The sequence below is a fragment of the Staphylococcus caeli genome, assembly GCF_900097965.1.
Taxonomy (GTDB): domain Bacteria; phylum Bacillota; class Bacilli; order Staphylococcales; family Staphylococcaceae; genus Staphylococcus; species Staphylococcus caeli.
Map to the genome: position 1 here is coordinate 114935 of NZ_FMPG01000003.1, position 13261 is coordinate 128195.

Annotated in this window: 14 protein-coding genes; 9 read left to right on the forward strand and 5 right to left on the reverse strand. The window is 33.7% G+C overall.

Annotated elements, in window-relative coordinates; all coding sequences use genetic code 11:
• Window positions 1-325: 325 nt before the first annotated feature.
• The 6 genes from BJS11_RS05460 to BJS11_RS05485 all read left to right on the forward strand — a co-directional run bounded on the left by BJS11_RS05460 (window position 326) and on the right by BJS11_RS05485 (window position 5994).
• Complete coding sequence (locus tag BJS11_RS05460) at window positions 326-1018, forward strand: helix-turn-helix transcriptional regulator (protein WP_069995187.1); 693 nt, start codon at window positions 326-328, stop codon at window positions 1016-1018.
• A 228-nt stretch (window positions 1019-1246) separates the two neighbouring features.
• Window positions 1247-1576 carry a hypothetical protein gene (locus tag BJS11_RS05465; RefSeq protein ID WP_069995186.1) on the forward strand — a complete coding sequence of 110 codons (330 nt, stop codon included), beginning with the start codon at window positions 1247-1249 and terminating at the stop codon, window positions 1574-1576.
• A gap of 103 nt (window positions 1577-1679) precedes the next feature.
• Complete coding sequence (locus BJS11_RS05470; protein ID WP_069995185.1) at window positions 1680-2729, forward strand: MupG family TIM beta-alpha barrel fold protein; 1050 nt, start codon at window positions 1680-1682, stop codon at window positions 2727-2729.
• 3 nt (window positions 2730-2732) lie between these two features.
• Window positions 2733-3620 carry an N-acetylmuramic acid 6-phosphate etherase gene (gene murQ / locus BJS11_RS05475; protein WP_069995184.1) on the forward strand — a complete coding sequence of 296 codons (888 nt, stop codon included), beginning with the start codon at window positions 2733-2735 and terminating at the stop codon, window positions 3618-3620.
• Between the two features lie 56 nt (window positions 3621-3676).
• Window positions 3677-5116, forward strand: coding sequence for a PTS transporter subunit EIIC (locus BJS11_RS05480; RefSeq protein ID WP_069995183.1), 1440 nt, complete (start codon window positions 3677-3679; stop codon window positions 5114-5116).
• A gap of 2 nt (window positions 5117-5118) precedes the next feature.
• Window positions 5119-5994 carry a MurR/RpiR family transcriptional regulator gene (locus BJS11_RS05485; protein WP_069995182.1) on the forward strand — a complete coding sequence of 292 codons (876 nt, stop codon included), beginning with the start codon at window positions 5119-5121 and terminating at the stop codon, window positions 5992-5994.
• Between the two features lie 140 nt (window positions 5995-6134).
• On the opposite strand, the gene BJS11_RS05490 is transcribed toward BJS11_RS05485, so the two are convergent.
• Window positions 6135-7565: an alkaline phosphatase gene (locus BJS11_RS05490; RefSeq protein ID WP_069995181.1), complete on the reverse strand. Its 1431-nt coding sequence runs from the start codon at window positions 7563-7565 to the stop codon at window positions 6135-6137.
• Window positions 7566-7819: 254 nt separating this feature from the next.
• The gene (locus tag BJS11_RS05495) at window positions 7820-9208 is read right to left on the reverse strand and encodes an amino acid permease (protein ID WP_069995180.1); all 1389 of its coding nucleotides are present in this window, start codon (window positions 9206-9208) and stop codon (window positions 7820-7822) included.
• A 429-nt stretch (window positions 9209-9637) separates the two neighbouring features.
• On the opposite strand from BJS11_RS05495, the gene BJS11_RS05500 reads away from it, so the two are divergent.
• The 3 genes from BJS11_RS05500 to BJS11_RS05510 all read left to right on the forward strand — a co-directional run bounded on the left by BJS11_RS05500 (window position 9638) and on the right by BJS11_RS05510 (window position 11077).
• Window positions 9638-10474: a formate/nitrite transporter family protein gene (locus BJS11_RS05500; RefSeq protein ID WP_069995179.1), complete on the forward strand. Its 837-nt coding sequence runs from the start codon at window positions 9638-9640 to the stop codon at window positions 10472-10474.
• A gap of 64 nt (window positions 10475-10538) precedes the next feature.
• A complete protein-coding gene (locus tag BJS11_RS05505) occupies window positions 10539-10898 on the forward strand; it encodes a hypothetical protein (RefSeq protein ID WP_069995178.1) in 360 nt (119 codons plus the stop codon).
• The gene (locus BJS11_RS05510; RefSeq protein ID WP_069995177.1) at window positions 10895-11077 is read left to right on the forward strand and encodes a hypothetical protein; all 183 of its coding nucleotides are present in this window, start codon (window positions 10895-10897) and stop codon (window positions 11075-11077) included. The genes BJS11_RS05505 and BJS11_RS05510 overlap by 4 nt, the downstream gene beginning before the upstream one ends.
• 52 nt (window positions 11078-11129) lie before the next feature.
• Here BJS11_RS05510 and BJS11_RS05515 read toward each other — a convergent pair whose 3' ends face one another.
• The 3 genes from BJS11_RS05515 to BJS11_RS05525 all read right to left on the reverse strand — a co-directional run bounded on the left by BJS11_RS05515 (window position 11130) and on the right by BJS11_RS05525 (window position 13032).
• Window positions 11130-11321 carry a hypothetical protein gene (locus BJS11_RS05515; protein ID WP_069995176.1) on the reverse strand — a complete coding sequence of 64 codons (192 nt, stop codon included), beginning with the start codon at window positions 11319-11321 and terminating at the stop codon, window positions 11130-11132.
• A gap of 3 nt (window positions 11322-11324) precedes the next feature.
• The gene (locus BJS11_RS05520) at window positions 11325-11969 is read right to left on the reverse strand and encodes an HAD family hydrolase (RefSeq protein WP_069995175.1); all 645 of its coding nucleotides are present in this window, start codon (window positions 11967-11969) and stop codon (window positions 11325-11327) included.
• 148 nt (window positions 11970-12117) lie between these two features.
• Entirely contained in the window at window positions 12118-13032 is a 915-nt protein-coding gene (locus BJS11_RS05525) for a bile acid:sodium symporter family protein (protein ID WP_069995174.1), read from the reverse strand.
• Between the last annotated feature and the right edge of the window lie 229 nt (window positions 13033-13261).

A 13261-nucleotide genomic window follows, 5' to 3' on the forward strand; every position in this document is an offset into this window, starting at 1 on the left:
TTTAATATCGCTCATTTTTGTACCGAATAAAATAAAACCGATTAGCGTCGCTAATCGGTTAAATAGAAAGGAAAGTAAGTAATAAATATTGAAGATGTTTGATTCGTAACTCGAACAAATAGATGTAAACAAAACTATATGTAATAGCCTACCCCTTTGCCATCTATTCGCTATCCCCTTGTTACTAAATCTATATTAACATATGACACGCAATAATGTAAGCGTTTTCTTTAAAAAATTCAAATTTCTTGTTCTAAATGTCGTCATTGTCACTTTTATGATATAATAAATGTAATATGTAATCATTCGGGAGGTGACTTTCTAAATGAATAAACGCGAAAGACAAAACAAACTTGTCTTAGCCATTCAAGAGAATAGACAAATTACCGCGTCAGAATTGGCAACAGACTTAAATGTTTCGAAACGTACAATTTTACGTGATATCCAGGATTTAGAAGATCAAGGCGTTAAAATCCTTGCAAAACACGGTAAACTTGGTGGTTATCAATTACAAGAAGCACCGAATAGTTATGAAATAGAGTTAACTGAGCACCAACTGTCCGCCTTATTTCTCGTACTCAACGAAAGTCAATCTTATTCGACATTACCTTATAAAGAAGAAATTAATGCAATTATAAAAAAATGTTTAAATTTACCATATACCAAAATGAGGCGTTCGTTAAAAAAACTAGATCGTTATATTAAATTTGATCATAGTGAACACGCAAATTTACCAAATATTTTTTCAGATATACTTATCTATTGTACCGAAAGAAATGTCATGGCGATGGAATACGCTAATCATTCAACTATCGTAACCGAAAATGTAATTTTTATTGGCTTACTTTGCGAAGAAGGTCTATGGAAAGCTGTTATTTTTGAAATTGGACTTGGCAAGACGAATGAAATACCAATTGTTGATATACATGATATTTCATACTCATTTGGCAAGACAATTAAGACGCAAGACATTACCGTTAATAATTACCAGCAATTTTCAAATCCAACTGAGCTCTAGTCTTCAGTTGGATTTTTAGAACATTAAGCTGTCCTCCTCTTCTCGTTAGCTACTCTAATTTATAGTATAGAAAGTTAAATAACCCACTTTGGACACATCCTATTACACTTTCCAACTTTTACCTTATCTACTTAATTTTCCAAACTTCCAAATAAAAAGTAATTTGATTTGCCTCTTAACCTATAATTACATATTGCATCGAAATATCCTCAATGAAAGGAAGATTATATGTATCAGCTAGAACTCCACGATTTAGAAAAACGTATTGCTAAACTCATCAATTTAATAGAAGTATTTAAATTCGGTTATGTCACAAATCATAGGCATAAACCACAATATAAAACCGCTGTTCATACATTTGTTGAATCAGAGTATAATGCTTTTAATGATTTGAACCTCAGACATATGTCACTCTTTCACTATAATTATTACGTATTTCTTTCTGAACAAATTGATAACCCTATCGACGAATTGACTGTTGGCAATACCACTAAACATATTGATACCATTCAACATAGATTGCTTCGCATTCATCAACAACTTTTATATTTTCTGTAACAATATTACTATTTATACATTTAAGAAATTTGAAATTGTAATAGTATTTCATGTATTGTACAATGAAACCGATTACAGATCATGGAATAAGGGAGTGATATCTATGCATGGCTTCTCAATTTACTTAGGAAAACCAATAAACAAAACATATATCAGGCAAATGGTTGATTTGGGGTATTCAACGATTTTCACTTCGGTTCAAATACCGGAAGAAGATGAAAGTACTAAATATAGCTATTTAGGAGAACTTTTAGACTATTTATCAAACGATTCGCTTACCTATATGATTGATATCAATCCTTCACTACTCAATCGTTCTTTCTTTCAATTTTTAAAACAATATACATCTGCTGCATTTATTATTCGTATTGACCACAGTACTTCTATTGAAATTATTCGTGAAATTGTCGACAACGGTTTTCAATGTTGTTTAAATGCAAGTATTTTATCCGAATCATTACTCTGTCAACTCAAAGCGCAATTAAATGATTTCCAACGCTTATGTTATTGTCATAATTACTATCCTCGACCAGATACAGGCTTAACCGCTTCGTATGTTAATTCACAGAATAGACTCATTTTAAAATATAACCACAATGCTGACATATATGGGTTTATTGTTGGTACAACAAAGAGAGGACCACTTTATAAAGGCCTTCCAACGATTGAAGCAACCCGCGACATACACCCTATTGTTAGTGGACAATTATTACTAGATCATCATACGCAACACGTCTTAATTGGAGATCCATACTTTGAAGCAGAGCAAGCGCAAAAATTAATAGCAGCTTTAAGAGACAGGCACTTCAAGTTAGCGATTGATTTATATGATCAACAGTGTGAATATATTTTACAATATCAGCACACTGTACGCGTGGACAATCCTGAACATGTGATACGCTCACAAGAATCACGTCATTATTGTCAATTTAGTCTACAGCCTAACTACATCCGTATGCGAACGTACGGTGACATAACCATTGATAATCAGCTCAATGGTCGTTACCAAGGTGAATTACAATTGATTAAACAACCATTACCACAACATCCACATGTCAATATTGTAGGTCATGTCGAGACGCATGATTTACCACTGCTTGAATGTTTACGTCCGAATGATACATTTGAATTTAATATAATTTCTAGGAGTTGAACTATGAACAATTCAATTACAGAAGCAAGAAATGACGCCACAATGCAATTAGATGAAATGACGATTCTTGAAGCTTTAGAAACAATGAATGCTGAAGACCAAAAAGTACCTCAGCAAATAAAATCCATCTTACCTCAACTAGCTGATGTCATACATATGACAACGAAACAGTTTAACCTTGGCGGCCGTATAGTTTATATTGGTGCAGGCACGAGTGGCCGTTTAGGCGTACTTGATGCAGCAGAATGCGTACCTACATTTAATACAACTCCAGATGAAATCATTGGCTTAATTGCTGGTGGACAAAAGGCTATGACCGTTGCAGTCGAAGGCGCTGAAGATAGCGAATCTCTTGCACAAAGTGATTTAGCACAGTTACATCTCAATCATAATGATGTGGTCATCGGTATAGCTGCCAGTGGTAGAACTCCTTATGTAAAAGGCGGTTTAAAATACGCAACTTCGGTAGATGCACATACAGTCTCTATCTCATGTAATACTCATACAGAAATCAGCCAATTAGCACAGTATCCAATCGAAGTGAATGTAGGTCCAGAAGTATTAACCGGATCCACACGTTTGAAGTCAGGCACTGCTCAAAAGCTCATCCTTAACATGATTTCTACTTTAACTATGGTTGGTGTAGGTAAAGTTTATGGTAACCTGATGGTTGATGTTAAAGCCTCAAATGAAAAACTAGTCGATCGTTCAATACGAATTATTCAAGATATATGTGATACGACATTTACAGAGGCTCAACAACTGTATAACGCTGCTGACCAGAATTTAAAAGTCGCTGTCGTTATGCATATATGTAATATTGGCAAATCAGAAGCAGTAACAAGACTGAATGATAATGATAACATCATCAAAAAAGCCATTCAGTTTTAATTCATTTTGAAAATAAAACGAATAAATATCTATCATTAATCAAAGGAGGTCATTGCATGACAAAAGAACAAGTATTAGCCGAAAATATTATTGAAGCTGTCGGTGGTATGGAAAATATTGAAAGTATCATCAATTGTATGACACGAGTTAGAATTAAACTGATTGATGAAGGCAAAGTGAATTACGAACAACTAAAATCAATACAAGGCGTTATGGGTGTTGTTAAAGATGAACGACTTCAAGTTGTTGTCGGCCCTGGAACCGTCAATAAAGTTGCAGCACATATGTCAACATTGAGTGGTGTCGGTCTAGGTGAAACAATTACACATCATTCAAAAAATTATCGTGCAAACGCTGAAGCACAAGCACAGAAAAACAAATATGAATTCCAAAACAAGCAAAAGCGTGGAAAATTTAATAAATTACTAAAAACTATCGCTAATATTTTCATACCACTCATTCCAGCATTTATAGGTGCCGGTTTGATTGGTGGTATTGCTGCAGTGTTAAATAACCTATTAACCGCTGGCACTATCTCAGGAGACTGGATTACACAACTTGTTACTGTCTTCGGCGTTATTAAAGATGGAATGCTCGCTTACCTTGCTATATTCACTGGTATTAACGCTGCAAAAGAATTCGGAGCAACTCCTGGTTTAGGTGGCGTTATTGGTGGTACTACATTATTGACGGGACTAACAGATAAAAATATGATTACCAATATTTTTACTGGTGAACCCCTTCAACCTGGTCAAGGTGGAATTATCGGTGTCATCTTCGCAGTTTGGTTACTAAGTATCGTTGAAAAACGTCTACATAAAGTTGTTCCAAATGCGGTTGATATCATAGTTACACCAACCATCACATTATTGATCATCGGCTTATTAACTATCTTTATCTTTATGCCTTTAGCAGGATTTGTTTCTGATGGACTTGTACATGTCATCAATGGCATCATTGATATTGGGGGCGTTTTTAGTGGATTTATTATTGGGGCATTCTTCCTACCATTAGTTATGTTAGGATTACATCATATGTTTACGCCTATTCATATAGAGATGATTAATCAAACAGGCGCGACATACTTACTTCCAATTGCTGCTATGGCTGGAGCTGGACAAGTAGGTGCTGCTCTTGCACTTTGGGTAAGATGTCGTAAGAATACGACATTAAGAGATACCATTAAAGGTGCACTACCAATCGGATTTTTAGGGATTGGCGAACCTTTAATTTATGGTGTCACTTTACCTCTAGGCAAACCATTTATCACTGCATGTATTGGTGGTGGTATCGGAGGCGCTGTTATTGGCGGCATCGGACATATTGGTTCAACAGCAATTGGTCCAAGTGGAATTTCACTATTGCCATTGATTTCAGATCATATGTATTTAGGCTACATTGCAGGACTAATCGCAGCATATGCAGGTGGCTTCGCATTCACCTATCTCTTTGGGACAACCAAGACAATGCGAGAATCTGATACTTTAGGTGATTAATTATGACCAACGTACTCTATAAAATTGACAGTAATTATAAACAATTAACCAAAAGCGAAAAGAAGATAGCAGATTTTATATTAAATACACCACATAAAATCATAAATATGTCTGTCCAAGACTTATCAAACGAAATAGATACTAGTACAGCTTCTATCGTAAGATTTAGTAAAAAGATTACAGACAAGGGATTTCAAGACCTTAAAATAGCAATTTCACGCTATATGCCAGATGATGCTATTAACAATAGTCATCTTGAACTCGTTGATAATGAATCTGTGACAACACTTAAAAACAAGATGCTGTCTCGTGCCACAGACACAATGAACTTTGTCTCCAATCACATTGACGATCAATGTATTGATCATATTTGTGATACTATGAAACGTTCACGTACTATTTTTCTTTTTGGCTATGGCGCGTCTCTTGTTATTGTGACGGATTTATTTCAAAAATTATCACGCATTGGACTCAATGTGCGACTTATACAAGAAACACATTTATTCATGTCAACATTAGCAACACATGATGAGCGCGACTGTATTATTTTTGTAACTAATCAAGGCAATCATAGTGAAATGCAATCAATGGCGAAAGTTGCTTCAGATTATAGTGTGCCTATAATCACAATCTCTAGTTCAAATGATAATCCGGTTGCTAAAATATCTGATTATACTATCATTTATGGTCAAACTGATGAAAATGAATTACGCATGGCAGCGACAACATCTTTGTTTGCTCAACTATTTACAGTAGATATATTATATTACCGTTATATCGCCTTAAATTATCAAAGTGCTTTGGATTCCATTACACAATCTAAAATGGCACTCGATAATTATCGCAAACATCTTTCAAATATCCGCTTTAAACATTAATACATCTATTAAAAAAGACACTTTCGTACTAAGATATGGCATTGTATGCCATACGAACGAAAGTGTCTTTTTTAATTACATATTTTAGTATAGAAGAACCGAGACAAAATGATTGTCCCGGTCTGTCAGTACTCATTTGATTATTGTTGGTTATTTTGGAAAAAATCAAAGATATTTTTAGCATTATCTGTGTTATCAATATTGCCGTGGAATTTGTCACTACCAGGACCAAATGCGTAAGTATTTACGTCTTCCCCTGTATGACCGTAAGTTGTCCAACCTGTATTAGATTCATCATTAATTGGTTTTTGAACAGCATCTTGAAGTTTTTGATATGCATCTTTATATGCTTTGTCTTCTTCATCAAGTTTTCTTACTTTCTTAGCTTCTTCATTGATTTTATCAATTTGGTCTTGTTTCACTTCGAAACCATAACCATCTTTGATAACCTTAGCTGCATCTTTACCACTTGCAATTTGTTTAGTCATGTATGCACCAGAATGTTTCATTGAATGAATTGCGTCTGGGTTCCAAACATAATCTTTACCTTTTGCAATTGATAAACCACCTGTTGAATGGTCAGCAGTAGCGACGATAAGTGTATCTGGGTTTTCTTTTGCATATGTTGTTGCATAATCAAACGCTTTTTCGAAACCTTGCATCTCCGACATTACACCAGTAATATCATTCGGGTGACCAGATTTATCAATTGAAGCACCTTCTACCATTAAGAAGAAACCTTTTTGATTTTGTTTCAATTTATTGATTGCAGTATCTGTCATATCAACTAGTTTTGGATTCTTTTTAGGAGCATCAATTTGTAGAGGCATGTCATTATCTGCAAACAAACCTAATATTTGGTTACTCTTAGAATTTTGCATTTGTGATTTATTTTTCACCACATCATAACCATCTTTTTTGAATTTCTTCGTTAAATCGCCATTTTCTTTACCAAAATACTCTGCACCACCACCAAGTAATACATCTACTTTATGTTGGCCATTGATTCTGTCATTGTAAAATTGTTGTGCAATTTCATCTTTTTTGTCACGATGGTCAACATGTGACGCATATGCTGCAGGTGTTGCATCGGTAATTTCTGCTGTAGATACAAGTCCTGTAGATTTACCATTTTCTTTAGCTTGCTCTAATACAGTTTTAACTTTTTGTTTGTTTTCATCGACACCTATTGCACCATTATATGTTTTATGTCCTGAGCTAAACGCTGTAGCACCTGCTGCAGAATCTGTAACATTTTCTTTTGGATCTTTAGGATTCGTACGTTGGTTCCCTACTAAAAAGTTATCAAATGCTGTCTTGTCCATTTCTTTTGTTTCTGGTTTATCTGCAAAATAACGGTATGCTGCGTTATATGAAGGACCCATACCATCACCAACTAAAAAGATGACATTTTTAGGATTCTTAGTATTTCCCATATAGGATACGTTATCATTTTGATTCGCTGTTTCTACACCACCAGACGCAAACGTTGGTTGTGCACTCCCCAATGCAGTTCCAGCCACAATTGCACTTGCTACAGAAATAGTTGCTAACCTATTGAAGATTTTCATAAATTAATAACTCCTTTAAAATATGTATTATCATGCTACATATCTAGTTTAAATCACGAGTTTTGAGTGAACATTTTAATAACGTTAATTTTTTGTAAACTAAGCATTAGCAAATTATGAATAGACTATAAAGAAATCATTGAATTCAAATAGCTTAATACGATAAGACTTGTAAATATAATCGAATAAATGCGTATTTTCATCAAAAAAGGACTCATCCATTAACTGGATAAGTCCTCATATCTTATAAATTTTTAAAGTTGTTGATCTTTGCTTAATTTATGATAGCCTTTAATAAAAAAGAACAGCGTCATAAATGATAAGAATACGATACCAATTACTACAGAAACTACAGTTTCTTTATTAAATAACATACCAATCAATACCATGATAAAGAATGCCATTGTAATGTAGTTCGTGAACGCACCACCTGGCATTTTGAAAGGGTGCCCTTCAATTTCTTCAGGATGATTTTTTCTAAATCTCAAATGACTGATTAATATCATAAACCACGGTACCATACCAGGTAATATAGATGCACTATATACATAAACGAATACACTATCAGCACCTTTAATAAATAAAGGTAGAATTACATTTAATAATGCACCGATTAAGATACCTACTGCGATTGCTACTACTGTCCATACTGGCACACCATTTTTCATTACTTTCGTAAAGAATTTAGGCAACATACCTTTTTGAGATAAATTCAACGTCATACGACTTGCACTAAAGATACCTGAGTTACAACCTGACATCGCTGCAGTTAACACTACAAAGTTGATGAGACCAGCTGCAAATGTAATACCTACTTTAGCAAATGTTGCTACGAATGGACTACCGATATTACCTAACTCATCCCAAGGATAAACAGTTACGATTACGAAAATCGCACCAATATAGAAAATTAGTATACGCCAGATAACACCATTTACTGCACTCTTAATATTTTTCTGTGGATCTTTAGTTTCACCAGCTGTAATACCGATAAGTTCCACACCTTGGTATGAACCGATAACAATTGAAAGTGCAAAGAAGAAACCTACCCAACCATTCGGGAAGAATCCACCATGTGACCATAAATTAGAAAGTCCAATTGCTTCGCCACCGTTTCCAAGCCCAAAGAAAATTAATCCGAAACCAGCAACAATCATTAATATAATTGTTACTACTTTAATCATTGCAAACCAAAATTCAAACTCACCAAATGCTTTTACAGATACTAAGTTCGCACCTGCTAATAATAAAACTACAATAACACCTGGAATCCATTGAGGTAAGTCTGGGAACCAATAGTTCATATATTCTCCAACTGCTATTACCTCACTCATACCAACTACTACCCACTGGAATATATTACTCCATGCCGTTAAATAACCTGCTACCGGATGTATGTAATCACTTGCAAAGTTAGCAAAAGAACCTGAAGTTGGATGTAAATAAACCATTTCTCCCATTGCTCTCATAACTAAAAATAAGAAAATACCTGCAATTAAATATGCAAATATTACGGATGGCCCAGTCCATTTTATAGTACTTGTCGCTCCCATAAAGAGACCTACACCAATTGTTCCACCTAGTGCAATCATACGCATTTGACGTGCACCTAGTCCCCTTTGTAATTCGTTATTCTCATTCATCTTTCAAACCCCATCTCATTCAAATATAAGTAATTGTAAATTCACTTATTATGTCGTTATTATACTATAAATTCAAAAAATTAAAACAATTATTTTGGTTTTTGTAAGGGCTTACATTTCCCGTAACTAATTGTATGCGATTTTAGAATAAAAAGCAAAGTCTTTTTTATTAATTGATTAATTTTATTTTGCAAATGCATTGTTTTAGTATATCACTTTACTTTAAGTTTAAGATTTAATTTTAAACTTATTATTGAGATAACTAAGCTTAAGTTAAGAATATCCTAAATATTTTGTGAAAATAGTGCTTTATTTAGCTTTCTTCTATACCTCATTGAATCACTACTTTAGTATTTTTTGTGAATTTATTCACAAAGCAAAGATATCATAGTATACTTATGCTTATTCCAAGAAAGTGAGGACAAAACATTGAATGAAAAGAACATAAAATGGGATAAAGTTTTTTATGGTAAAGCTTGGATTAATCATGTAGTCGATACTATTAGAACCAAGGACGTACTTCAAAGTTTTTATTTCAAACGTTATTTACTTCGTGCAATTATGGCTGGTTTTATTTTAGGTGTAATTACTGTCTTTGTATTACTAATAAGAGCTTCATTGGATGCACAAATACCTGCTGGAGCTACAAATTTAATAGCGTCTGTTGCATTTAGCTTCGCCCTCGTATTAATTCTCTTTACCAATTCAGAATTGTTGACGAGTAATTTTATGTATTTTACAGTTGGACTCTACTATCGCGTCATAAATCCAATTCGCGTATTAAAAATTTTTACCTTGTGTTTCATAGGTAATGTGTTAGGTGGTGTCATATTTTTCCTTATATTACGCGGTTCCGACGTAATGACACCAGAAATGTTTGCGCAACTTGAAGCTACCATTGAACACAAAACATTGACTGCAGGCTTTTTTGCTATCCTCATCAAAGGCATTTTTGCTAACTTTTTTATCAATATTTCTTTAGTTATCGCTATGCAAATCGATGATATTTTAGCAAAAATGTTTGTCATGATGTTTGGTGTGTCTATTTTTGCATTTATGGGTTATGAGCACGTTGTTTATAATTCCGTTCTTTTCGCAGGTGGACTCATATATCAAAGCAATACATTGTCATTGATACCTGCTGTCGTCAACTTATTAGGTGCTGGCATTGGTAACTACATCGGTGGCGGTTTAATCCTTGGACTATTTTATGCTTATTTAAATGATCATCACCAATATGACAGTGAAACTTTGCGAAATCGATAAATCACTGATTATAGGTTATTTTGTGTTATAATTCTCTTGAGATTTTAATTCAAAGGAGTTATTTATGAATCAACAGTTAATGAAACGTACACTTACGTTATCTGTTATTTTTGGTGTATTGTTTTTCGTTTTAAATTATTTTAGTAGCTCTGATAGCTCGATTATGCAATTAATATTTAAAAGTATACTTGTTATCGTTGTATTTGGTATCTTATACTACGCTCTCTTTTCCATCGTTAATTCTCCTGAAAGAAAGTATAAGTTCGGGGTTACAATTCCTATAGCATTACTTATTTCTTTAATTGTAAGTGCCTTATTTTCCGCACTGAAGGTAGGCATAATCGTCGGTCTCATCTTAGGTATTCTCGCTGGATATATTTGGGAGTGGCTTGCCAAAAATAGACATGGTGGTGATCAATCGTGAGTATTGTTTTAGGTGTTATCATATTAATATTATTAATAGTAAGTTTAATTCCTAACTTAAAAGCTGTCAGAAAATCTAAAGAAACTGGAGAAAAGAATCCTCGTTTCGCTTTAATGGTTGGTATAGATGCAATATTATTAGTACTTGTAGTTGTAACTTTAATTTTTAAACTAATCTAACAGATTTCAAAAGCAGGACATGCGCTAAACTGACGCATGCCCTGCTTTTTACTTATAATTGAGAGCGCAACACAAAATAATACAATAATGCTGCACCTAACAAATACACCATTGTTCCAGCCATAAAAGACCTAAATTGCACCTTAAACGGAATTTTTTTATTAAATATCGGTCCTAATACTAAATTGCCAAGGGCTAGTATTAAAGGTCCACTTAGGAAAAATAATAAGATATAAACATTCATATGTTATTTGCCACCTTTTTCAAAAAAACTGGCTATGATTTTATCAGCAGTTAAATCTTTACCAACATAGCTGATTTCGCTAAAATCTTGAAATTGTGTCATCTCATTAGTATTCACAATAACATCTAAACCTGCACGTATTGCAGCAGTCGCACCATTGACTGAATCTTCAATTGCTAAACAATTTACTGGATTATAATTCAAATGTTGTACAGCTGTTAAATATGGGTCAGGGTTAGGTTTAATGTCCTCTACATCTTCACGCCCAACTACCACGTCAATAAATGTCTCTAATTCTAACTGTTCAAATGTTGGCATAATATCTTTCCTATAGCTGCTTGTAGCAATCGCCATCGGTATGTGACGTTGTTTACAATATTTCATGAGTTCATGCATGTCAGCTACTATTGGCAAATATTTACTTGTTTTATTATGTTCTTCGTATATCATTTGTTTTCGAGCTAAACCTAGCTGTTCTTCTAAATATTCATGTAATTCAGTGGCTGCACCGCCTATTGACTGCCTGTAGAAATCTAACGTAATTTCTTGTAAATCGTACTGATTCAAATGTTTATTTATAATTTCAAATAAATGTTTTTCAGTATCTATAATCGTACCATCAAAATCAAATACGACTGCTTTATACATCATAAGTCCCTCCCATGATTCCATGTTATCGAATATTAATTTATCGTTAGTTTACCATATTTAACAGACAATTGATGTTACAGCGCTTTAGTTAATACAATAAAAAAACAGCTTACCACTTTGCCTTGGTAAACTGCTCCAATACGCATTAACGTTTATGCCAATACTTCGCTAAAATTGGTCCAGTAATATTGTGAACCAAACTAAATACTGCTCCAGGTACTGCTGCCAATGGACTAAAATGCACAGTTGCTAATGATACTGCTAGCCCAGAATTTTGCATACCTACTTCAATAGATACAGCTTTCTTGTCCGCTTTATCCAACTTGAATATTTTGGCTAATACATAACCTAATGTATAGCCAACAATATTATGTAAGATGACAACTGCAAAAATTAATAGTCCCGTTTCAAGGATTTGTGCTTTATTGCCACCCACCACTGAAGCTAAAATCAAAGAAATCGCTATAACCGATACAATGGGTAATGCATTGGCAGATTTTGCCGCAAAATTTTTAAATACTTTTTGTAAAATAAAGCCAATCAGAATTGGTATTAAAATGACTTGAATAACTGACCAAAACATACTCATAAATGACACTTGTAACCATTCATGTGCAAATAAATAAATTAAAGCAGGTGTTAATATTGGTGCAAGTAACGTTGAAACGCTTGTGATTGCAACTGATAGCGCGACATTAGCATTTGCGAGATAACTCATCACATTACTCGATGTGCCACCTGGACAGCAACCTACTAAAATCACACCAATAGCAACTTCAGCTGGTAACTGAAATAGTTTAGCTATCGTAAAAGCCGCTAATGGCATAATTGTATATTGTAATACCACTCCAATAATAACGGATCGTGGTGACTGAAATACGATTTTAAAATCATTTGGATTAATAGTTAATCCCATGCCCAACATGACAATTCCTAACAAATATGGAACCCACATGCTGATTGTTGCTAGTTGAGTTGGAAACACAAATCCAATAATAGCAGCAATTAACATCCATAATAAGAATGTGTTGGTGGCAAATCTACTTACTTTAGTTAACATCTATAAACACTTCCCTTTATGTATTAATAATGAGAAATGTATCATAATTTATAAATCTAAACAACAGAATTTTCTAAATATTCAAAATACACTTTCTGTAAATCTCTTTTTTCGAAAAAATTTTTTCAACTTAGTTCTAAAGACCTAGTGATTCGTTCAAAAAAGAGTGGTACAATTTAATAGAAATAAAAGCTTGTAAAAATTTAAGTGTAAAAGAATATTATGATAA

Coding starts and splice junctions, on each gene's coding strand:
- BJS11_RS05460 (WP_069995187.1), top strand. CDS start 326: ATGAATAAACGCGAAAGACAAAACAAACTTGTCTTAGCCATTCAAGAG.
- BJS11_RS05465 (WP_069995186.1), top strand. CDS start 1,247: ATGTATCAGCTAGAACTCCACGATTTAGAAAAACGTATTGCTAAACTC.
- BJS11_RS05470 (WP_069995185.1), top strand. CDS start 1,680: ATGCATGGCTTCTCAATTTACTTAGGAAAACCAATAAACAAAACATAT.
- murQ (WP_069995184.1), top strand. CDS start 2,733: ATGAACAATTCAATTACAGAAGCAAGAAATGACGCCACAATGCAATTA.
- BJS11_RS05480 (WP_069995183.1), top strand. CDS start 3,677: ATGACAAAAGAACAAGTATTAGCCGAAAATATTATTGAAGCTGTCGGT.
- BJS11_RS05485 (WP_069995182.1), top strand. CDS start 5,119: ATGACCAACGTACTCTATAAAATTGACAGTAATTATAAACAATTAACC.
- BJS11_RS05490 (WP_069995181.1), bottom strand. CDS start 7,565: ATGAAAATCTTCAATAGGTTAGCAACTATTTCTGTAGCAAGTGCAATT.
- BJS11_RS05495 (WP_069995180.1), bottom strand. CDS start 9,208: ATGAATGAGAATAACGAATTACAAAGGGGACTAGGTGCACGTCAAATG.
- BJS11_RS05505 (WP_069995178.1), top strand. CDS start 10,539: ATGAATCAACAGTTAATGAAACGTACACTTACGTTATCTGTTATTTTT.
- BJS11_RS05515 (WP_069995176.1), bottom strand. CDS start 11,321: ATGAATGTTTATATCTTATTATTTTTCCTAAGTGGACCTTTAATACTA.
- BJS11_RS05520 (WP_069995175.1), bottom strand. CDS start 11,969: ATGTATAAAGCAGTCGTATTTGATTTTGATGGTACGATTATAGATACT.
- BJS11_RS05525 (WP_069995174.1), bottom strand. CDS start 13,032: ATGTTAACTAAAGTAAGTAGATTTGCCACCAACACATTCTTATTATGG.